Origin of the sequence: Caballeronia udeis (genome assembly GCF_044909315.1) — a bacterium.
Lineage (GTDB): Bacteria > Pseudomonadota > Gammaproteobacteria > Burkholderiales > Burkholderiaceae > Caballeronia > Caballeronia udeis_A.
The window spans coordinates 96737-118872 of sequence record NZ_JBIYEB010000028.1 but is presented as its reverse complement, the minus strand read 5'-3'; the positions used below and the strand labels follow the sequence as shown (position 1 = coordinate 118872).

Below are 22136 nucleotides of genomic sequence, written 5' to 3'. Positions count from 1 at the left end.
GTCAGCGGTCCTTTGAAACAATGCGAGCGTCGATAAGAACTGCGCCCTTTGAAACCGGGTCGATGTTTAGAGAAGCATCTTCGCCGGCCTCGAAAACAAGTGCATCGCCTTGAGACAAACGCTCGCCATCGACCGCAAATTCGCCCCGCGCGCAGACCAGCACAACACTGCCCTTCTCCACGCTCAACGCGGCAGCATCACGCCGCACCGTCACACTTCCCGACACACGATCCCGCCTCAACATCAGGTTGAAATCGCGCGTCGGACCGTGCGGCAACTCTGCCGTGATCTTATTTTCGCCCGCGAACGCGAGCGAATTCCAGCGCGCGAGAACATGCCGTGGGCCGTCTGCATCGATGAGCACCATCTCCGCGCCCTCGATCAGCGTCAGCACGCGGTCAATGCCCTCGAACACCGAGAACGCCCCGGCCTCCGATACATCCGCCACGCTCACGCGCCAGTCGAACGCATCGAAAGCGGCTCCCGGCGGCGACGCGGCGATCTCGCGCGTCGCCCCGCCGCCGTTCTTCCACGGCACGGCCTTCAAATCGGCCGCGCGAATAATGCTGAAGGCCGCTGCCATGATCAGGTCGTGATGAACGGCAGATCGAGGCCGAAGTTCTTCGCACACTCAATGGCCTGCTCATAACCGGCGTCGCCATGACGCATCACGCCCGACGCGCAGTCGTTCACCAGCACGCGCGCAAGGCGCTTCTGGGCTGCGTCGGTGCCGTCAGCAACGATCACCATGCCCGCGTGTTGCGAGTAACCCATGCCGACCCCGCCGCCATGATGCAAGCTGACCCACGTAGCGCCGCCCGCGGTGTTCAACAACGCGTTGAGCAGCGGCCAGTCCGACACGGCGTCCGTGCCGTCCTTCATGCTTTCCGTTTCGCGGTTCGGGCTGGCGACGGAACCCGTATCCAGGTGATCGCGGCCGATCACGATCGGCGCTTTCAACTCACCGCTCTTCACCATCTCGTTGAACGCGAGACCGGCGACGTGACGCTCGCCCAGGCCCAGCCAGCAGATCCGCGCCGGCAAACCCTGGAACGCGATACGGTCGCGCGCCATGTCGAGCCAGCGGTTCATGCCTGCGTTGTGCGGGAACAGTTCTTTCAGCTTGGCGTCGGTCTTGTAGATGTCTTCCGGATCGCCGGACAGCGCGACCCAGCGGAACGGACCCTTGCCTTCGCAAAACAACGGGCGAATGTACGCCGGAACGAAGCCGGGGAAATCGAACGCGTTCTTGACGCCGTCGTCGAAAGCGACCTGACGCAGGTTGTTGCCGTAATCCACCGCGTGAATGCCCATCGCGTGGAAATCGAGCATGGCCTGGACGTGCTGGGCGCACGAGCGTTGCGCGGCGGCTTTCAGTTCAGCATGCTGGGACTCATCCTGCGCCGCCGCGCGCCACTTTTCCAGGCTCCAGCCGGCCGGCAGATAGCCGTTGATCAGGTCGTGCGACGAGGTTTGATCGGTGACCAGGTCCGGCTTGACCCCGCCCGCCTTCGCGCGGCGCACGAGTTCCGGCAAAACTTCGGCCGCGTTGCCCAGCAGCGCGATAGAGACAGCGTCGCCGGCAGCCGTGTGTTGCTTGATCAGTTCGAGCGCGTGGTCAATGTCCTTCGCTTGTTTGTCGACATAACGCGTACGCAGACGGAAGTCGATACGCGTCTGGTCACATTCTATGTTCAGCGATACCGCGCCCGCCAGCGTCGCCGCCAGCGGCTGCGCGCCGCCCATGCCGCCAAGACCCGCGGTCAGGATCCAGCGGCCCTTCCAGTCGCCGTTAAAGTGCTGCCGCGCGGCTTCGACGAAGGTTTCGTACGTGCCCTGCACGATTCCCTGGCTGCCGATGTAGATCCAGCTCCCGGCCGTCATCTGGCCGTACATGAACAGCCCCTTGCGGTCGAGTTCGTTGAAGTGTTCCCACGTGGCCCATTTCGGCACGAGGTTGGAGTTCGCGATCAACACGCGCGGCGCGTCAGCATGCGTCTTGAACACGCCGACCGGCTTGCCGGACTGAACCAGCAGCGATTCGTCGCTTTCCAGGCGTTGCAGCGTTTCGAGGATTTTGTCGAGACATTCCCAGTTGCGGGCAGCGCGGCCTATACCGCCATAGACCACCAGCTTGTCGGGGTTCTCGGCAACCTCCGGATCGAGGTTGTTCAGCAGCATCCGATACGGCGCTTCGGTGAGCCAGCTCTTGCACGTAAGCTCGGTGCCGCGCGGTGCGCGCAGGGGACGCGGGTTGTGGTTTTTCATCAAAGCACTCCTCGGACGGGATGGTGAACATTCGGTATCTTGCAGCCAATTCCTCGGGGCGTTTCAGCCAGCGATGGAGCTTGGTCGGCGAGTTGTATATACAAGTCTGAATCAAAACAAATCGGAGCGCAAGCGGTGTGCAGATCGATTCGGGTAGGGGTTTACTTGAACGCTTGGGAAGGCCCGGTATAAACCGGGCGGCAGGCGTCGACCCCGCGTCAAAACTGCGGAATCGACGGCCATTGAGGTGGTTCTATCTGTCTATACAAGACCCGGTGGACTAAAACCCGGGGTTTGCCTCGTGGACGAACGCCCAGGCTGCGGCAATATCGCCTGCCAACGGCCTGTCGTCGCGGTATTGGGAGATCACCGCCCGGACGCTCCGGTAAATTGCGTCGGTTTTAGGTGCGCGCGACAGGTCGGCGGGTTGCAGGTCATAGGCCTGAGCGGCAGCCAGCAATTCGATGGCAAGGATCCGCTCGGCATTGGCGATGATTTCCAGCGCCTTCAACGCGGCCGGCGTCGCGTGGCACAGATGGTCCTCCTGCAAGCCGGAGGTAATCCCCCCGTCCAGGCTCGCGGGCATCGCAAGCCGGCGGTTGTGCGCAACCAGCGAAGCTGCCGTGTACTGCGCGATCATGAAACCGGAACACGTGCCGCCGCCATCGGCGAGAAATGCGGGCAAGCCGCTCACCAGCGGGTTCACCAGCCGGTCGATGCGGCGCTCGGCCATCGCGGCGACCTCGGCCACCGCGGTGCTCAGGCTATCCATCGCCAGGCCGATCGACGCGCCCACCGCATGCGCCTGCGAAAACACCCTCGGCGACGCGAGCGTACCGGCGACGACAGGGTTATCGGTGACCGAAGCGAGTTCGCGATTCACCACTTCCGCCGTCGTCGCGAATACGTCGCGCGCCGCGCCGTGCACGTGGGGAATGGTCCTCAAGCTCAAGGGGTCCTGCGTCTTGCGTCCGAACGACGCCGCGATGATGCCACTGTCGGCAAGAAGCGCACGCAGGTGTGCGCCCACCAACGACAATCCCGGCGATATCCGCAGCGCAAGCGAGTCGGCATCGAAGGCAGCCGCCTGGCCGCGCAGGTTCTCGAAGGACATTGCCGAAATGGTGTCGGCCCATTCGAGCAACCGCTCGGTGCGCGCCAGTGCCAGCGAGGCGAGTCCCGTCACGCAAGGCGTGCCGTTGACCACGCTCAGGCCCTCCTTCGCCTCGAGCACGAGCGGTTCGCGCGCGAGACGCTGCAACGCGCCGGCGGCGCTCATACGGCCGGTGTCGTCGCGGACAAACCCTTCCCCGATCAGCACCAGCGCGATGTGCGCCATATGGCTTAGGTACCCGACCGAGCCGAACGCCGGCACTTCGGGTATCAACCCGCTGTCGAGCAACGTGACGAGCAGTTCCACCAGTTCGAGCCGAACGCCGGAATGCCCGTGCGCGAAGTTGTTCACGGCAGCCGCGATGATGGCGCGGGTCTCTTCCCGCCGCAGCGGCTCGCCCACGCCGACCGAATGACTCATCAGGATGTTGCGCGACAACGCGCGCTGCTCCGACGGAGACACGACCACGTCGCACAGCGCACCCACCCCCGTGTTCACCCCATACGCGCGAATCCTGCGTTCGACGATCTGCTCGACCAGCGCACGCGCATGGTCGATCCGCGAACGCGCCGACGGCGACAAAACCAGCCTGGCGCCGTTCGCGATCTGCGCGACCCCACGCCAGTCGAGCGGCTTGTCGAGACACACCGAAGACACCGCAGCCGGCGAGCGCTCCTCGCCACAACAGTCACTCAAGTCCGCACCGATGACGGCAGGATTAATCGAATGAATCGGATCAATCGATGGCGTCGGTAAAACTGAACTGGCAAGCACGTCAACCTCGTTGATTTAGTTAGCAGTACGGGAATGATGACTCGACACGAACTGCTGGAAACGTTCCGAGCAGCGGCCGTTGAACAGGTCGTCGGGTGCGCCTTCGGCATCGACCTGTCCCTGGTGCAGGAACATCACGCGATTCGACACATGCCGCGCGAAACCCATCTCATGCGTGACGACCAGCATGGTCCGGCCTTCCTCGGCAAGCGCGCGCATCACGCGCAATACTTCGCCGACCAGTTCCGGATCGAGTGCGGACGTGGGTTCATCGAAGAGCATGACCTTGGGGTGCATGGCCAACGCGCGGGCAATCGCTACGCGCTGCTGCTGACCGCCCGACAGATGCGCGGGGTAGGCATCGCGCTTCTCGTAAAGACCGACCTTCGTCAGCAACTGCTCCGCTTCTTCAAGGCACTCCGCACGCGTGCGTTTCTGAACGCGCAACGGCCCTTCAATCACGTTCTGCATCACTGTCATGTGCGACCAGAGATTGAAACTCTGGAACACCATGCCGAGCTGCGAGCGAATGCGGTCAACTTGCTTGCGGTTACCCGGTTGCAGGCGTCCATCACGGCCACGCTTCATTTCGATCGCTTCGCCCGCGAGTTTCACTTCGCCGTCGTCGGGTGTTTCCAGCATGTTGATGCAGCGCAGGAAGGTGCTTTTGCCGGACCCGCTCGCGCCGAGAATGGAGATCACATCGCCTTCGTGCGCGTCGAGGGAAATGCCCTTGAGCACGTGCGCGTCGCCGAAGGACTTGTGGATGTTGGTCGCGGACAGCGCAATGGAGCTGCTTGTGTTCATGAGGTTTTCTCCCTTGGATTCAGGAATCGACGTGCTGGCTGTCGGGGACGGTCACCGCTTTGAGCGTGGCCTGTGGACGCTTCTTCGGCGCGGTGGCGTTACGATCGCGCAGATGCGGCGAGAGCTTCTTTTCGAGCATACCGAGCGCCCGCACGATGATGAAATTCAGCACGAGGTAGATAGCGGCCGCGCAGATGAAAACCTCCATCGTGCGGTAGGTCCGCTGGATGATCTGCTGCGCGACGCCCGTCACGTCCCACACCGTGACAAGACTGGCCAGCGCCGTCGACTTGACGAGCAGCACGGCTTCAGTCGAGTACGCCGGCAACGCGTAACGCAGCGTGATCGGGGCGATGATCCGGCGCAACACCGTCCATCGCGACATGCCGCACGCAAGCGCCGCTTCAATCTGCCCGTGCGGTACCGACTGCAGGCCGCCGCGAATGATCTCGGCGGTATATCCGGCCGTGCACAACGCAAGCGAAACGATCGCGCACACGTACGGCACGCGCAGAAGCGGCCAGAGGAAACTCTCGCGCACGGCCGGGAACTGGCCCAGGCCGTAATAAACAAGGAACATCTGGATCAGCAGCGGCGAGCCGCGAAACACCAGGATGTAGCCACGAGCAAAGCGGTTGAGCGCCCAGTTCGGGCTCACCCGCATCGCGACAATCACAAGAGAAAGCAAACCGCCCGCGATCAGCGAGGCGAAGAACAGCCCGAGCGTGGTGGGAACGGCGGCTAATAGTTTCGACAACGTATCGCCGAGAAATTCGAAATCGATATTCATGGTCGGATTCACCAGGGGAACGTATTTAGTGGCTCAGTGCCGCGCGAGCGTGCCGCGAAATGATCGGCCGATACGTGCTTCGGCACGCTCGAAGACCCGGTTCGACAGGCTCGTGAGGATCAGGTACAGCGCACCGCCGACCATATAAAACGTGAAATATTGATGCGTCGATCCGGCGGCGACCTGGCTGGTACGCATCAGTTCTGCGAGCCCTGTCACTGCGATCAACGCTGAATCCTTGAGGCTCAATTGCCACACGTTGCCAATACCAGGCAACGCAAAACGGATGACTTGCGGAATCAGCACGCGCCGCCATAACGTTGCCGTCGGCATGCCGATAGCCCGCGCCGCCTCGATCTCGCCACGCGACACCGCCAGCACCGCCGAGCGATACACCTCGGCTTGATACGATCCGGAAATCAGGCCAATGGCGAGTGCGCCAACCACGAAAGGCGGCACGCCGATGAATCCGTCAGCGCCGAAAAAATGGCCGACGGCGGTCATCACCGACGAGCCGCCGAAGTAGAAGAGATAGATGATCAGCAGCTCGGGAATGCCGCGAAAGAGCGTGGTGTAGGCATCGCCGATAATTCTCAGCGTGCGGCTGCGCGACAGCTTCGCGGCGGCGACCATTGCACCGAACACTGCGCCGACTGCAAGCGCGGCGATCGTCAGCACCACGGTCATGAGCAGTGCGAGCAGCAAGGTGGCGCCCCACCCTTGCTCGCCGAAGCCGAGTAGTTGAACCAGACTCATCTTTTATCTCCAACGGTGACACATCGTCGAGCGCGCCCGCTTACAGAAACGCGCTCGCCAGAGCTTGTTGAATCAGCTACGCATCAAGGCGTGGCGTCTACCTTCAGCCACTTCAGCGAGAGGCGCTTGACCGTGCCGTCGGCGAGTGCCGCCTGGATGCCCTGGTCGAATTTCGCCTTCAGGTCCTTGTCAGACTGACGGAACGCCAGCGCTTCGCCCGGGCCCCAGATCGATCCGGCGATCTTCGGACCGGTGAACGCAAGGCCCTTGTTTTCCGGCTTGGTGAATGCCGAAGCCCAATAGGTGCTGTCGTCGAAAGCGACGTCGATGCGGCCGGCGACCAGATCGAGGTCATGCTCCGGCGCGGTCTTGTATTCGCGGATGGTCGCGACGTCCTTGAAGTTCGTATCGATGAACTTGGTGTAGACCGTGCCCGACTGGATGCCGATGGTCTTGCCCTTCAGCGCGACGCGCAGTGCATCGACAGTAGCTTTGTCATGCGCCGCGTCGCCGGTCAGCTTGACGGTCTGGCCTGCGCCGGGTTGCTTCGCGAGCGAGGCCGCGCTTTGGTCGGCGGACACGAAAGCGGCCGGCGTGGCTGCGTACGGGGTCGAGAAAGCGATGATTTTTTCGCGTTCCGGCGTGACCGAAATGGCGTCCATCAGCACGTCGAACTTGCCTGCTTGCAGGCCGGCGATCATGCCGTCCCAGTCTTGCGTGACCAGGTTGCACTGGATCTTGATGCGGACGCAGACGCTCTCGATCAGTTCCGGCTCAAAACCGCCGAGCTTGCCGCCGGGGAGCGTCAGGTTCCACGGTTCGTACGCGCCTTCAGTGGCGATCGTGACGGATTTCCAGTCTTTTGCCTGGGCGCTGACAGCGCCGAGAGCGATTACACCGACGGCTACCGATGCAGCCAGCCGGGCGAGCAATTTCATTATGCCTGTCATTGTTAAGCCACTCTTCCACGAAGTTGTTGGACCAAGCGGCGAACGCCAACTTGTATATACAAGAATGAGGTTAACAAAAATGACTGGCAACGTTTTTTTGCGCCTAACGGGAGAAGCTAGGGAAAATACCGACTTTCTTTGTGGGCAAGGCTTACGGGGGCTTTACTACGAATGATGCGGGGAACTTGGTGAGCGCTCGTTCGACTTTTTTTAATTTTTATTTAAGTTGTCTAGACACGACGAGCAGAAAGTACCGAGTGCCGCTGCTCGGTCAGCGGTGCTCCGGGCAACGGGTTGAATACTGCTTTCAGGCAAACCATCAAGCCTGAAAGCAGCAACCGGGCGTGAGCTCCCTGCTTCCCTACTCGAGCCGCATTGAATAATCCGTGGCCCGCACGTCCTTCGTCAGTGCACCGATGGAAATCCGGTCCACACCCGTCTCGGCAATCGTCCTGACGGTATCGAAGTTCACGCCGCCGGACACTTCCAGCACCGCTCGGCCGGCAGTCAGCCGCACCGCGTCGCGCATGGCATCGAAGGCAAAATTATCGAGCAGGATCGATTCCGCCCGATGAGCCAGCGCCGTTTCAAGCTGTTCGAGCGTCTCCACTTCAATCTGAATCGGCGCGCCGACATTCAATGCAAGCGCCGCGTCCATGGCCGCGCCCACACCACCCGCCGCGGCAATATGGTTTTCCTTGATCAGGATGCCGTCGTAAAGCGCCAGCCGCTGGTTCGCGCCGCCGCCCACCCGCACCGCGTACTTCTGCGCGAGACGCAAACCCGGCAAGGTCTTGCGTGTATCGAGAATCCGCGCCCGAGTCCCTTCAATGGCATCCACATAACGGCGCGTAGCGGTCGCCACCCCCGACAACATCTGCAAGAAATTCAGCCCGTTGCGCTCCGCGGTCAGCAGCGCGCGCGCAGGCCCACGCAGCAAAACCACGGGCGTATTGGCGATCATCCGCGCCCCTTCGCGATACAGCCATTCCACGCGAATCGATTCATCCACCCGGCGCATCACCGCCTCGAACCATGGAACGCCGCACAACACCGCCTCTTCGCGAACCGTCACGCGCGCCGTCCGCTGCGCGTTGGCAGGCACGAGCAGCCCGGTCCGGTCGCCGTCGCCGATATCTTCGGCCAGCGCGTCAGCGACGTTGCGCTGAAGCGCCTGATCGAATGCCTCGCCATACAAGACCCGGATTTCTTCGAGTAAGGGAGAAACCAACTGACTTGCCACCATCACGCCGCTCCTACGTTTGAAAATAACGAAACGTCCTTCGCGAGGTCCCCGCTCGCCTGGACGCGCTTCTTGTGACGGGCAGCGAAGTCGAGCATGCGGTCGATCGGCAACCGTGCACGCGCCGCGATCCGGGTATCGACGAAAATCTCGTTGTGGCCGCGCTCAAGCACGGCCGCCAGGTTCGCCAGCCCGTTCATCGCCATCCACGGGCAATGCGCGCAGCTCTTGCAGGTTGCGCTGTTACCGGCCGTCGGCGCTTCAATGAACTCCTTGTCCGGCGCGGCAAGCCGCATCTTGTGCAGGATCCCGAGATCCGTCGCGACAATAAACCGCTTCGCCTCGAGCCGCACCGCGGCATCGATCAATTGCGTCGTGGAGCCGACCACGTCGGCAAGCGCGACCACCGCTTCCGGCGACTCCGGATGAACGAGGATCTTCGCGTCGGGATACTCGGCGCGCAGCAGATCGAGTTCGATGCCCTTGAACTCATCGTGGACAAGACACGAGCCTTGCCACGACAGCATGTCGGCGCCGGTTTTCTTCTGGATGTAGCCGCCCAGATGCCGGTCAGGCGCCCAGAGGATCTTTTCGCCGCGCGCGTGCAGGTCCGCAACAATCTCCAACCCGATCGACGATGTCACCATCCAGTCCGCCCGCGCTTTCACAGCAGCGCTGGTGTTTGCGTACACCACGACAGTCCGGTCGGGATGAGCGTCACAGAAAGCGGAAAACTCGTCGGCGGGACAACCCAGGTCAAGCGAACAGGTCGCATCGAGATCGGGCATCAGCACGCGCTTTTCGGGGCTGAGGATTTTCGCGGTCTCGCCCATGAAACGCACGCCGGCCACAATCAGCGTCTGCGCCGCATGATCGCGCCCGAAACGCGCCATTTCAAGTGAATCCGCCACGCAACCGCCCGTCTCGTCGGCGAGTTCCTGCAACTCGGCATCGACATAATAGTGCGCAACCAACACCGCCTTCTCGCGCACGAGCAACGCGCGGATGCGTTCCTTCAACTCGCGCTTTTCCTCACGCGAAAGGGTGCCGGGCACCTTCGCCCACGCCTGGCCGATACCGCACGTCAGTCCCTGCGGCCGGTCGTACTCGACGCTTTTAATCGCCTGGTCCATCGCTTCCTCGTCTCCATTGCTCGTGAATACGTCGTGATCACGCCGTGGCATGACTGCGTCCTAAACGAAAAAACCCCGCCAGAGCGGGGTCTTGTGACGTCATCAAATTTTAACGGATATCGATGACGAAGGTCGGCGGCCTGACTACTGTCAGGCGTAGCGTCGCAGGCGTAACGCGAAGTCCTGCAGCGCCTTGATGCCGCTTTGCTCCGCCCGATGACACCAGTCCTGCAGTTGCGCGAGCAGTTGTTCGCGCGACGCGTTGGAGCGGTCCCACATGGCCGACAAGTCCTGACGCAATTCAATATACGTGCGCAGCTTGTGGTTGTCCGAGAAAAGCGCCGGCAACTGCTGGCGTTGCGGCTCGTCCAGACCCGCCTCTTCCTTATGCGCCCACTTGCGGGCACCGCGCATCAGTTGATACTTGTCCGCGGAACCACCTTCTTTCAGCTTCGACAGTTCCTGCCGGTACGCGCGCTTGAGCGTCTTGCCGTAACGCGCCATCACTTCATAGCGGTTCGACAGCACGGCTTGCAACGTGTCGTGATCCAGGACCGGCTTGGATGCCGACAGACGCGGCGTAGGTGCAATCTTCTTGACCTTGGCCAGCTTGAACGCCGACATGATGCGGATATACATCCAGCCAATATCGAATTCATACCACTTGTTCGACAGCTTCGCCGACGTGGCATACGTGTGGTGATTGTTGTGCAGCTCTTCACCGCCGATCAGGATACCGAGCGGGAAAATGTTCGTGCTGGCGTCAGCGGAATTAAAGTTCCGGTAACCCCACCAGTGAGCCAGTCCGTTGACCACACCGGCTGCCCAGAACGGGATCCAGATCATTTGCACGGCCCACACCGACAGCCCGACAAGGCCGAACAGCGCAACGTCGATCACCATCATGATGCTGATGCCGAGAATGGGGTAGCGCGTGTACACGTTGCGTTCCATCCAGTCGTTCGGCGTGCCGTGACTGAACTTGCGCATGGTTTCCTCGTTCTTGGCTTCCGAACGGTAGAGTTCGGCGCCTTCGAGCAGGACTTTCCAGATGCCGCGCGTTTGCGGGCTGTGCGGATCTTCTTCGGTCTCGCACTTGGCGTGATGCTTACGGTGAATCGCGGCCCATTGGCCGGTCAGCATGCCCGTGGTCATCCAGAGCCAGAAACGGAAAAAGTGGCTGACGACCGGATGCAGTTCCAGCGCACGATGCGCCTGGCAACGATGCAGATAGACGGTCACGCCGATGATCGTGATGTGCGTCATCACGAGAGTGAACAGCAAAATCTGCCACCACGAGAGGTCGAGCAATCCGTTGGCGAGAAATTCAAGCGATGAATTCAGCAAGGCAATTTACCTGAAAGGCGGAAAAAATAGCCGAACGAAAACAGGATCGACGGCTGTTGGGCACATGAAAGGAACATGCACGTGGTTCGACGGCATTTTACTTCATGCGTTCCAAGTCTTTGTGTCGATTAGGGAAAATTTTGATTTCGCGCAGGGCCAGCAGGAAATTTGACCGCTAAATCGGGACTTTGTTTAGTGCGGTAAACACGAATTTCCCGCTTTTGAAAGCTTTGGCCGGAGATTGAACGCGGTTCCGCCGACCAAAGCGAGCGTAATTTACTTATTCCTCAACTGCGTCCTCAACCACGGCTTCCTTCGCGGCAACCGGCAGCCGTTCAAGTACGGCGGCGAAGAAACCGTCGGTGCCGTGCTTGTGCGGCCAGAGTTGCAGATAGTCGCCCGTGTCGAGGTCAATGCGTTGTTCAGCCAGCACCTCGCGCGCCGGAACCAGCTTGAACCCCGGATGCGTAGCCAGGAACTGAGTGACCACACCCTCGTTTTCCGCTTCCAGCATGCTGCATGTTGCGTAGACGAGACGGCCGCCCACTTTCACCAGCCGCGCCGCGCTGGTCAGGATGGACAACTGCTTCGGCGTCAGTTCCGCCACCGATTCCGGTGACTGGCGCCATTTCAGGTCCGGATTGCGGCGCAGCGTGCCGAGGCCGGAACAGGGAGCGTCGACGAGAACACGGTCGATCTTGCCGGCCAGGCGCTTGATCTTGGCGTCATGCTCGCTGTCGATCAGCACCGGATTCACATTCGACAAACCACTGCGAGCCAGGCGCGGCTTGAGTTTGGCGAGCCGGCGGTCCGACACGTCGAAGGCGTAGAGGCGGCCCGAGGAGCGCATCATTGCGCCGAGCGCCAGCGTCTTGCCGCCCGCGCCCGCGCAGAAATCGACGATCATCTCGCCGCGCCGGGGCGCGACCAGCGAACACAAGAGCTGGCTGCCTTCGTCCTGCACCTCAATCCAGCCGTCCTGGAACGGCTGCAGGCGCGTCAACGCCGGCTTGCCGTCCACGCGCACGCCAAACGGTGCAAACGGCATTTCGCCCGCATCGATTCCGGCTTCCGTCAGCGTCTTGATGACCACATCGCGCGTGGCCTTGATCGGGTTCGCGCGCAGGTCGAGCGGCGCCGGGTAATTCAGCGCGGCGGCCAGCAAGGCGAGCTCTTCGGTATCGAAGCGCTTGGTCATGGCGTCGTAGATCCACTGCGGCAAATTGGTCCGCACACGCACCGGCAAGCTGGCCGGATCGATCTTCGACACCTGGTTGAGCCACTGGTATTCATCGGCGGAAATGAACGGCTTGACCGCCGATAACCCCGCCGTCTGCATCAGGCCCAGCAAGGCGAGACGCCGTGCGAGGTTGCCGCTGCCGCTTTCGGCGAGATGGGAAAACTCCATCTTGCGGCGCAGGACGGCGAACACCGCTTCGGCAATCACACCGCGCTCGTTGTGACCAAGCTTCGGATGCGCGCGGAAAAAGCGGCTGGTGGCAGCGTCGGCGGGACCGCTGAAGCGTAAAACGTCGGCCAGCAACGTCTCTGTCTGTCCTATCAAAAATCCATGAAGCCTCATACGCCCTCCCCGGCAATGTCGGCAAAGAGCCATTGCGGCTCCGGTGGCGTGAGCACGACACGCTCGCCGTCGATGGCAAGACGCCCTTCGACGAACCAGCGCACCGCGCGTGGGTAAATAATGTGTTCGACCGCCAGCACCCGCGAAGCGAGCGCTGCGGCGTCGTCGCCAGCCATGATTGGCACCGCCGCCTGCGCGACAATGGGACCATGATCCAGCGTCGGCGTGACAAAATGGACGCTGGCGCCGTGCACGCGCACGCCCGCGTCGAGCGCTTGCTGGTGGGTCTTGAGCCCCGGAAAGCACGGCAGCAGCGACGGATGAATATTGATCATGCGGCCCGCGTAGTGTTCGACGAAAGCGTCGGTCAGTACGCGCATGAAGCCCGCAAGCATGACGAGGTCCGGCTCGAAGCCGTCGATAATGCCTGCAAGCGCCTGATCGAAGGCTTCGCGAGTGGTGAAATCACGGTGATCTATGACAGCTGCCGGAATGCCGTTTGCCGCCGCGAAAGCAAGCCCGGCGGCGTCCGGGCGATTCGATATGACAGCGGCCACCGCCGCCTGCCAGCCTTCGCGCGCGCAAGCCCGCACGACCGCTTCCATATTGGTTCCCCGCCCGGAAATCAGGATGACGATTTTTTTCATCCGTGGATTTTATCATTCGATGCCATCAAAACCCGGCGAATCGGCCGGGCGCGCAGTGGGCCCGGCCTCCGTCCTGTGCCGTGAACGTTTATAATCGAACGCTTTGCGGCTTTGCCAGCCTCGCGCGGCTTCAGCCCTGCGTTACCGCATTCGCCCATTTAACCGCCAACCGCCGACCCAACCGATATCGTGAGAGTCTTTCGCGGCCTACCCAATGCCGAAAGCCGCGCGCCCTGTGCGCTGACCATCGGCAATTTCGACGGTGTCCACCGTGGCCATCAGGCGCTGCTCGCCCACGTGCGCGCCGCCGCGGACGCCCGCGGGCTGCCGGTCTGCGTGATGACCTTCGAGCCGCATCCCCGCGAATTCTTCAATCCCGCCGGCGCGCCGCCACGCATCGCCATGCTGCGCGACAAGCTTGAAGCGCTGCGCACGAACGGGGTGGATCGCGTCGTGGTCGAACATTTCAATCGCACCTTCGCCAGCCAGCCGCCCGATACGTTCGTCGAAAACGTGATCGTGAACGGCCTGCACGCGCGCTGGGTGATGATTGGCGACGACTTCCGCTACGGCGCAAAACGTGCCGGGGATTTCGAATCGCTGCAAGAAGCCGGACGCAAGCACGGCTTCGAAGTCGAGCAAATGGCAACGGTCGCGGACCTGAACGGCGCACGCATTTCGAGTTCGGGCGTGCGGGCGTCGCTGGTAGCGGGCGATCTCGACGCCGCCCGTCTCGCACTCGGTCGCCCCTATGTCATCAGCGGCCACGTCGTCCACGGGCAAAAACTGGGTCGCGATCTGGGTTTTCCCACGCTCAACATACCGATCGCCCACAAGCGGCCGGCGCTCGCGGGCATCTTCGTCGTGCGTGTGCATGGGCTCGGACCTGCGCCGCTGCCGGGCGTGGCGAGCCTCGGACTGCGTCCGACCGTGGACGATTCCGGCCGCGTGCTGCTTGAAACCTTCGTGCTCGACTGGCATGGCGACGCGTACGGCAAGCTCGTGCGTATCGAATTCCTGAAAAAGCTGCGCGACGAGGAAAAGTTCGTGGACCTCGAAACATTAACGGCGGCCATAGCGCGCGACGTGACCAACGCCCGCGCCTATTTCGCTGCGGACGTGAACTCAAGTGGCCGCGACAGCGGTTTCGCCACCTCGGCCACCGACCGAATTAGGTGAGCGCGTGGCGCCGGGTGCCTGAAGATTCCGATAAGGTTTCCAATCAAGCTCCCGACGCGCTGCCCGCTGCCTCGCCAGACACGCACCTTCGAGCCCGTTCCCGAGCTTGCCCGCTTGGAACCGCCGTCTCACCGCCGCTTCACCGAACAAATATCGAGTCATCCATGAGCAACAAGAAAGAAGCCAAGCCCCAGTCGAAATATCCGGTCAATCTGCTGGATACGCCGTTTCCCATGCGGGGTGACTTGCCCAAGCGCGAGCCGCAATGGGTGAAGGAATGGCAGGACAACAAGATCTACGAAAAAATCCGCGCCGCAGCCAAGGGCCGCAAGAAGTTCATCCTGCACGACGGCCCTCCGTATGCGAATGGCGACATCCACCTCGGCCACGCGGTGAACAAGATCCTGAAGGACATGATCGTGAAAGCGCGCAATCTGGCGGGCTTCGACGCGGTCTATGTCCCCGGCTGGGATTGCCACGGCATGCCCATCGAAATCCAGATCGAGAAGCAGTTCGGCAAGTCGCTGCCGGCACGCGAAGTGATGGAAAAAGCGCGCACCTACGCGAGCGCGCAGATCGAAAAGCAGAAGCTCGGCTTCCGGCGCCTCGGTGTGCTCGGCGACTGGGACAATCCGTACAAGACGATGAATTTCGTCAACGAAGCAGGCGAAATCCGCGCGTTGGGAAAGATCCTCGAGAAGGGTTATGTGTATCGCGGGCTGAAGCCGGTGAACTGGTGTTTCGACTGCGGTTCGGCGCTGGCCGAAGCCGAAGTCGAGTATCAGGACAAGGTTGATCCGACCATCGACGTGCTGTTCGCGTTCGCCGAACCGGAAAAGACCGCGCAGGCGTTCGGCTTGAACGCCCTGCCGAAGCAGGAAGGCGGCATCGTGATCTGGACGACGACCCCGTGGACCATTCCCGCGAACCAGGCGCTCAATGTGCATCCGGAGATTGTCTATAGCCTCGTCGATACGGAAAAAGGCCTGCTGATCCTGGCCGAAGATCGCGTTGAAGAATGCCTGAAGCAGTACAAGCTGACGGGTTCGACCGTCGCGACCACGACGGGCGCGAAGTTGAGCGGCCTGCGCTTTCATCATCCGTTGAGCGCGGCCCACCCCGGCTATAAACGCACCGCGCCCGTGTATCTGGGTGATTACGTGACGACTGAAAGCGGCACGGGGATCGTGCATTCATCGCCGGCGTATGGCGTGGAAGACTTCTTGTCGTGCAAGGCGCATGGCATGACGGACTCGGACATCATCAATCCGGTCATGGGCGATGGGCGTTATATCGAGTCGCTGCCGTTGTTCGGCGGACTCTCGATCTGGGAAGCGAACGACCAGATCGTGGAAGCGCTGCGCGGCGCCAAGTCCCTGCTGAAAACCGAGCACTACAAGCACAGCTACATGCACTGCTGGCGCCACAAGACGCCGATCATCTACCGCGCGACATCGCAGTGGTTTGCCGGCATGGACGTGAAGCCCAACGATACCTCGCGCACGCTGCGCGAAACCGCGCTGGAAGGGATCGAGAACACCGCGTTCTTCCCGTCGTGGGGCAAGCAGCGCCTGTACAGCATGATCGCGAACCGGCCGGACTGGACGCTGTCACGGCAACGCCAGTGGGGCGTGCCCATGGCGTTCTTCGTCCACAAGGAAACCGGCGAACTGCATCCGCGTACGCTGGAATTGCTCGAGGAAGTGGCCAAGCGCGTGGAAGTGAGCGGCATTGAAGCCTGGCAGACGCTCGATCCGGCAGAACTGCTGGGCAACGAAGCCAACATGTACGAGAAGAATCGCGACACGCTCGACGTGTGGTTCGATTCCGGCACGACGCATTGGCACGTGCTGCGCGGCTCGCACAAGGATTCGCTGCAATTCCCGGCGGACCTGTATCTGGAAGGCTCGGACCAGCATCGCGGATGGTTCCATTCGTCGCTGCTCACCGCCTCCATGCTCGATGGCCGCCCGCCGTACAACGCGCTGCTCACGCACGGCTTCACGGTTGATGGCGAAGGCCGCAAGATGTCGAAGTCGCTGGGTAACGGCGTCGATCCGCATGAAGTGTCGAACCGGCTGGGCGCGGAAATCATCCGCCTGTGGATTGCATCGACGGATTATTCGGGCGAACTCGCGATCTCCGAAGAGATCCTGAAGCGCGTGACGGAGACGTATCGGCGGATTCGCAATACGTTGCGCTTCCTGCTGTCCAACCTCTCCGATTTCGACTTCGGGCAGCATGCGCGTCCGGTGGAAGACTGGCTCGAGATGGATAAATACGCCGTCGCCCTCGCGCAGAACCTGCAAGACGACGTGCTCGCGCACTACGAGAAATTCGAGTTCCACCCGGTTGTATCGAAGCTCGCTACGTTCTGCTCGGAAGACCTCGGCGGTTTCTATCTGGACGTGCTGAAGGATCGGCTCTACACCATGAAGCCCGATTCGCACGAGCGGCGCGCCGCGCAGACGGTGCTGCATCACATCGCGCATGGTTTGCTGCGGCTGATCGCACCGTATCTGTCCTTCACGGCGGAAGAGGCGTACAAGGTGCTGCAACCTGGCCGCGACACCATTTTCACCGAGGTGTATCACACCTATCCGCCAGTGCCCGAGGCCGGCGAACTGCTCGACAAGTGGACGCTGATCCGCTCGGCGCGCAGCGACGTCACGAAGGCGCTGGAAGAAGCGCGGACAGCCAATCTGATCGGTTCGTCACTGCAGGCCGAAGTGGATGTACGGGCGAGCGGCGCGCGGTATGACGCGCTGACCAGTCTCGGCGATGACCTCCGGTTCGTGCTGATCACATCGGCGGCGCGGGTGGTGAAGGTGGCGAGCGAAGCGGAAGAAGGCGTCGACGTGCTTGCATCGACGTACCTGAAATGCGAGCGCTGCTGGCACTATCGCGACGACGTGGGGGCATCGGCGGAACATCCTGGATTGTGCGGCCGCTGCATCACCAATCTCTTCGGCAACGGCGAAACGCGGAGCGCAGCATAATGGCAAGAACGATGTCGAAACAAACTCAAAGCAGCGGTTCACTCGCGCCGTGGCTGGGCGTGGCGCTGATCGTGATTCTCTTCGACCAGTTGTCGAAGATCGCCGTCAGCCGCGTGTTCACTTATGGCGAACCGCACGCGCTCACACCGTTCTTCAACCTGTTCCTGATCTACAACCGTGGCGCGGCGTTCAGCTTTCTCGCCAGCGCCGGCGGCTGGCAGCGTTGGGGCTTCACAGCGCTTGGCGTGGTCGCGGCTATCGTGATCTGCTACCTGCTGAAACGCCACGGCACGCAACGGCTGTTCTGCACGGCGCTCGCGCTGATCATGGGCGGTGCCATCGGCAACGTGATCGACCGGATTGTGTACGGCCATGTGATCGACTTTTTGGACTTCCACGTCAACACGTGGCACTGGCCGGCGTTCAACCTCGCCGACAGCGCGATCACCATCGGCGCGGTACTGCTCGTTTTCGATGAGTTGCGGCGCGTGCGCGGAGCAAAGTAGGCGGCGTTATTCGGCATGTAAGCCGTCATGAGTACGGAGGCCAGGTTTGGACAACGCAGAACTCGCAGGAAAGCATCTCGTACTTGGGCTGTCGGGCGGTATCGCGTGCTACAAGATCGCCGAACTCACGCGTCTGCTGGTGAAAGCCGGCGCGACCGTGCAGATCGTGATGACCGACGCCGCCACGCAATTCATCACGCCTGTCACCATGCAGGCGTTGTCCGGCCGTCCCGTATACACGTCGCAATGGGACGCGCGGATTGCGAACAACATGGCGCATATCGATTTGTCGCGTGAAGCCGATGCAATCGTGATCGCGCCCGCTTCCACCGACTTCATCGCCAAGCTCGCGCATGGCAATTGCGACGACCTGCTTTCCACGCTATGCGTGGCGCGCGATTGTCCGCTGCTCGTCGTCCCCGCAATGAACCGCCAGATGTGGCAGAACCCGGCAACGCAACGCAACGTCGCGCAACTGCGTGCCGATGGCGTGCAAGTGCTGGGCCCCGACTCCGGCGCGCAAGCGTGCGGTGAAGTGGGCGACGGCCGGATGCTGGAACCTTCCGCAACCTACGAAGCCATCTGCGCGTTCTTCCAGCCGAAGATCCTGCAAGGGCATCGCGTGTTGATTACGGCCGGTCCGACCTTCGAACCGCTCGATCCGGTACGCGGCATTACCAACCGCTCGTCCGGCAAGATGGGCTTCGCGCTCGCGTGCGCGGCGGCGCAGGCCGGTGCCGACGTGCATCTCATAGCCGGCCCGGTTGCGCTGGATACGCCGTGGGGGGTGGTTCGCCAAGACGTGCAGACCGCGCAGCAAATGCACGACGCGGTGCTGCACGCCACACCGGACTCGGACATCTTTATCGCGGTGGCGGCAGTCGCGGATTGGCGCGTCGATCACCTGAGCGAACACAAGATCAAGAAGACCGCCAATCAGCCGATGCCCACCTTCACGTTCGTCGAAAACCCGGACATCCTCGCGACCGTCGCACGTCTGCCGAACCCGCCGTATTGCGTTGGTTTCGCGGCGGAAAGCGGCGATCTCGAAGTGCATGGCGAGGAGAAGCGCGCACGCAAGAATGTGCCGCTGCTGATCGGCAATCTCGGACCACTGACCTTCGGTCTCGACGACAACGAAGTCGTGCTGTTCGAAGCTTCCGGCATCACGCGCCTGCCACGTGCCGATAAAAAGCTGCTCGCGAAGTTGCTGATTGCCGAGATTGCAAAACGGGCGCCGCGTGGCGGCTCCTTGCTGTCTTAGCCCATTGTCCGGACCATGACGACGAAACTCTCCGTACTCGATCAAACACCGGTCATTCACGGTCACAGCACCGCCGACGCAATCGCGGCCACGCTGGATCTCGCGCGGCTTGCCGATGACCTCGGCTACACGCGTTACTGGTGCGCCGAGCATCACGGTTTGCGCGGGGTATCGAATCCATGCCCTGAAGTCATGCTCGCGCGAATCGGCAGCATGACGCAGCGAATCCGGATCGGCTCGGGCGGCGTCATGCTGCCCTACTACAGCTCGTTCAAGGTTGCGGAACAGTTCCTGATGCTCGAAGCGCTGTTTCCGAATCGCGTGGATCTGGGCGTTGGGCGTGCACCCGGCGGCGACATGCGTACCGCGCAAGCGGTGGCGGCAGGCGACTACAATCGCGGCGATATTTTCCCGCAGCAGGTGGGTGAACTTGTCGGCCTGTTCGACGGCACGCTCCCCGAGGATCACCTCGCGCATGGCGTGTTGCTGCAACCGGAAATTGCCACGCGACCCGAGTTGTGGATGCTCGGTTCCAGCGACTTCGGCGGCCTGCTCGCCGCGCAGCTCGGGATTCGTTTCGCGTTCGCGCATTTCATCAACGCGCAGTACGGGCATCGGGTGGCGGAGGCGTATCGCGAGCGGTTTGTGTCGCGCAATGGATCGACGCCCTATCTGGCAGCCGCCGTGTTCGTGATTTGTGCCGATACCGAAGCGGAAGCCGCCGCGCTGGAACGCGCGGTCGACTTGCGTCGCGTGCAGATGGCGTACGGGCTGAACATGCCGATTCCATCGATTGCGCAAGGCGCCGGGCAAGCATTCGGCGAACGCGAACTGAGCGTTATTGCCCGGGAAAAAAGCCGCAGCATCATTGGCACGCCGGAACGCGTGACCGAACAATTACATGAACTCCAGCAACGTTTCGACGCCGACGAACTGATCGTGCTGACCGTTGCGGGAAGTTACCCGGCGCGCATGCGCTCGTATGAACTGCTGGCCGAAGCATTCGAACTCAACAAACAGACCCCATGAAACTCGACATCAAGATCCTCGATGCGCGCATGCGCGACTATCTGCCCGCCTACGCCACGCCCGGCAGCGCCGGACTCGACCTGCGTGCGTGCCTGGACGAAGCGATTACGCTCGAACCCGGCCAGACCGTGCTGGTGCCCACGGGCCTGGCGATTCATATCGAAGATCCGGGTTATGCAGCGGTGATTCTTCCGCGCTCAGGCTTGGGCCATAAGCATGGCGTGGTGCTGGGGAATCTGGTCGGGTTGATCGACTCGGATTACCAGGGCCAGTTGATGATCTCGACGTGGAATCGCGGCGCGACCGCGTTCACGCTGAACCCGCTTGAACGCCTCGCGCAAATGGTGATCGTGCCGGTGGTGCAGGCAACGTTCAATATTGTCGATGACTTCGCCCAGAGCGAGCGCGGCGCCGGTGGTTTCGGCAGCACGGGCAAGCACTGAGCGTTTGGGCCGCTAAAAGCCTTATGCGCGGCACGCCGCCGCGTACGTTCGAATAACCTGCCGCACGCGATCCTGCACCAGCGCGAGCGGCTCGTTTTTCAACTGTCCGCGCCGCACCGCCCAGTACTGCTCGGGCAAGTACTGGCTGAGCAGGTTCTCCGGAATCTTCAAGGCGCTCAGGTTGTCCAGCAGCGTTTGCGCCGCCGCGCCAATCTCCGGATCGGCCCAGTAATAACGCACGCGGTCGCTATAGCTGTAGGTGCGTAACACGCGTTGCTGTTCTGCATCGCCGTGATAATACTTCTCCCAGTAGCCGGGTTTGCTCAGCATCACGCGTTCGACTACATCGCGCAGGTTCGATCGTGTATGTGCACCGGCCAATTGCGTTTCGATATCCGCCAAAGCGTACAACGCCTCGCGCAATGCGAACGTCACGCCCGGACCAACCTTGAGAATGCGAAAGCCATCGTGGACTAAAGCGCTTAGCGCTTCGGGCGTCTGGTAATCGGTGGAATGCGCTTCGAAGACCATGCCATGCAGGTCATCCAGTGCGCTCTTCAACGACTCGGCGCGTGCCGGCGCATAGTCGATCACCTTCGTGTGATCGAACTCCACGCCGGGTTGCACAACAAGCGCAATCACACGCGACCACGTGTCCTGTACGCCATGTTCCTGCCACGCTTGTCTGTGGACCAAAGCCGTTTCAATCGCCGCTTCACGCGATGTCGGCTCGACGATATCCAGCTCTTCCGCCGCCCCGCCCGGCACGGGTACTTCGGTGCCGATCACGTACACAGGACTCACGCCGAGACCCGCACGCTTCACCGCGGCCTCCGCCACCGCGCACAAGCGCGCAGCTCTCGCAGCAACCACCGCATCCGACAAACGCTCGGGATCATCGGCGCATGACATGCTGGTATCGAGGTGAATCTTCGTGAATCCCGCCGATGCATATGCGTCGATCAACGCGTCCGCACGTTGCATGGCTTCATCAGCGGGAAGATGGCGCCACGCGTTTGGCCCGAGGTGGTCGCCGCCGAGAATCAGATGCTCGTGCGGGAAACCGACGCGTTCAGCAATCCCTCGCACGAAGTCCACAAAATCAGCGGGCTTCATGCCGGTATAACCGCCGTACTGATCGACTTGATTCGACGTCGATTCGATCAACAATGGCGTCTGGTCTTCCAGCGCCTGCCGCATGGCCGCTTCCAGCACCCAGGGGTGCGCGGAGCAGATCGAATAGATCCCGGCAAGCCATGCAGACGCCGGGTGTGCATTGCTCAAACGCGAGACGATAGAGTTCAT

Annotated in this window: 19 protein-coding genes; 6 read left to right on the top strand and 13 right to left on the bottom strand. The window is 61.8% G+C overall.

Features of this window, described 5'->3' with window-relative positions:
* Position 1 precedes the first annotated feature (1 nt).
* The 12 genes from ABH944_RS34030 to purN all read right to left on the bottom strand — a co-directional run bounded on the left by ABH944_RS34030 (position 2) and on the right by purN (position 13411).
* Positions 2 to 583, bottom strand: coding sequence for a HutD/Ves family protein (locus tag ABH944_RS34030; RefSeq protein WP_404611880.1), 582 nt, complete (start codon positions 581 to 583; stop codon positions 2 to 4).
* A gap of 2 nt (positions 584 to 585) precedes the next feature.
* A complete protein-coding gene (hutU, locus tag ABH944_RS34025; protein WP_404611878.1) occupies positions 586 to 2268 on the bottom strand; it encodes a urocanate hydratase in 1683 nt (560 codons plus the stop codon).
* 280 nt (positions 2269 to 2548) lie between these two features.
* On the bottom strand, positions 2549 to 4039 hold the full coding sequence (locus tag ABH944_RS34020) for an HAL/PAL/TAL family ammonia-lyase (protein WP_404611911.1): 1491 nt from the start codon (positions 4037 to 4039) through the stop codon (positions 2549 to 2551).
* A gap of 132 nt (positions 4040 to 4171) precedes the next feature.
* A complete protein-coding gene (locus ABH944_RS34015; protein ID WP_404611876.1) occupies positions 4172 to 4963 on the bottom strand; it encodes an ABC transporter ATP-binding protein in 792 nt (263 codons plus the stop codon).
* A gap of 19 nt (positions 4964 to 4982) precedes the next feature.
* Positions 4983 to 5753: an ABC transporter permease gene (locus ABH944_RS34010; RefSeq protein ID WP_404611874.1), complete on the bottom strand. Its 771-nt coding sequence runs from the start codon at positions 5751 to 5753 to the stop codon at positions 4983 to 4985.
* A gap of 33 nt (positions 5754 to 5786) precedes the next feature.
* Positions 5787 to 6509: an ABC transporter permease gene (locus ABH944_RS34005; protein ID WP_062081058.1), complete on the bottom strand. Its 723-nt coding sequence runs from the start codon at positions 6507 to 6509 to the stop codon at positions 5787 to 5789.
* 83 nt (positions 6510 to 6592) lie between these two features.
* Entirely contained in the window at positions 6593 to 7447 is an 855-nt protein-coding gene (locus tag ABH944_RS34000) for a transporter substrate-binding domain-containing protein (protein ID WP_404611872.1), read from the bottom strand.
* Positions 7448 to 7820: 373 nt separating this feature from the next.
* Complete coding sequence (gene nadC / locus ABH944_RS33995; RefSeq protein ID WP_404611870.1) at positions 7821 to 8705, bottom strand: carboxylating nicotinate-nucleotide diphosphorylase; 885 nt, start codon at positions 8703 to 8705, stop codon at positions 7821 to 7823.
* Positions 8705 to 9835, bottom strand: coding sequence for a quinolinate synthase NadA (gene nadA / locus ABH944_RS33990; RefSeq protein WP_404611910.1), 1131 nt, complete (start codon positions 9833 to 9835; stop codon positions 8705 to 8707). Before nadA ends, nadC begins: the two co-directional genes overlap by 1 nt.
* A gap of 150 nt (positions 9836 to 9985) precedes the next feature.
* Entirely contained in the window at positions 9986 to 11182 is a 1197-nt protein-coding gene (locus ABH944_RS33985) for a DesA family fatty acid desaturase (RefSeq protein WP_097261326.1), read from the bottom strand.
* Positions 11183 to 11462: 280 nt separating this feature from the next.
* Positions 11463 to 12764 carry an RsmB/NOP family class I SAM-dependent RNA methyltransferase gene (locus ABH944_RS33980; protein WP_404611867.1) on the bottom strand — a complete coding sequence of 434 codons (1302 nt, stop codon included), beginning with the start codon at positions 12762 to 12764 and terminating at the stop codon, positions 11463 to 11465.
* Entirely contained in the window at positions 12761 to 13411 is a 651-nt protein-coding gene (gene purN, locus ABH944_RS33975) for a phosphoribosylglycinamide formyltransferase (protein WP_404611865.1), read from the bottom strand. Before purN ends, ABH944_RS33980 begins: the two co-directional genes overlap by 4 nt.
* 189 nt (positions 13412 to 13600) lie before the next feature.
* On the opposite strand from purN, the gene ABH944_RS33970 reads away from it, so the two are divergent.
* The 6 genes from ABH944_RS33970 to dut all read left to right on the top strand — a co-directional run bounded on the left by ABH944_RS33970 (position 13601) and on the right by dut (position 20831).
* On the top strand, positions 13601 to 14590 hold the full coding sequence (locus ABH944_RS33970; protein WP_404611863.1) for a bifunctional riboflavin kinase/FAD synthetase: 990 nt from the start codon (positions 13601 to 13603) through the stop codon (positions 14588 to 14590).
* 164 nt (positions 14591 to 14754) lie between these two features.
* Complete coding sequence (gene ileS / locus ABH944_RS33965) at positions 14755 to 17589, top strand: isoleucine--tRNA ligase (RefSeq protein ID WP_404611861.1); 2835 nt, start codon at positions 14755 to 14757, stop codon at positions 17587 to 17589.
* Positions 17589 to 18095, top strand: coding sequence for a signal peptidase II (lspA, locus tag ABH944_RS33960; protein WP_097261317.1), 507 nt, complete (start codon positions 17589 to 17591; stop codon positions 18093 to 18095). Before ileS ends, lspA begins: the two co-directional genes overlap by 1 nt.
* Positions 18096 to 18141: 46 nt before the next feature.
* Positions 18142 to 19359: a bifunctional phosphopantothenoylcysteine decarboxylase/phosphopantothenate--cysteine ligase CoaBC gene (coaBC, locus tag ABH944_RS33955; protein WP_404611858.1), complete on the top strand. Its 1218-nt coding sequence runs from the start codon at positions 18142 to 18144 to the stop codon at positions 19357 to 19359.
* Between the two features lie 15 nt (positions 19360 to 19374).
* Positions 19375 to 20388, top strand: a complete 1014-nt coding sequence (locus ABH944_RS33950; RefSeq protein WP_404611856.1) for an LLM class flavin-dependent oxidoreductase — start codon at positions 19375 to 19377, stop codon at positions 20386 to 20388.
* Positions 20385 to 20831, top strand: a complete 447-nt coding sequence (gene dut / locus ABH944_RS33945) for a dUTP diphosphatase (protein ID WP_404611854.1) — start codon at positions 20385 to 20387, stop codon at positions 20829 to 20831. Before ABH944_RS33950 ends, dut begins: the two co-directional genes overlap by 4 nt.
* Positions 20832 to 20852: 21 nt before the next feature.
* Here the strand turns inward: dut and ABH944_RS33940 are convergent, their stop codons facing one another.
* Entirely contained in the window at positions 20853 to 22136 is a 1284-nt protein-coding gene (locus ABH944_RS33940) for a D-tagatose-bisphosphate aldolase, class II, non-catalytic subunit (protein WP_404611852.1), read from the bottom strand.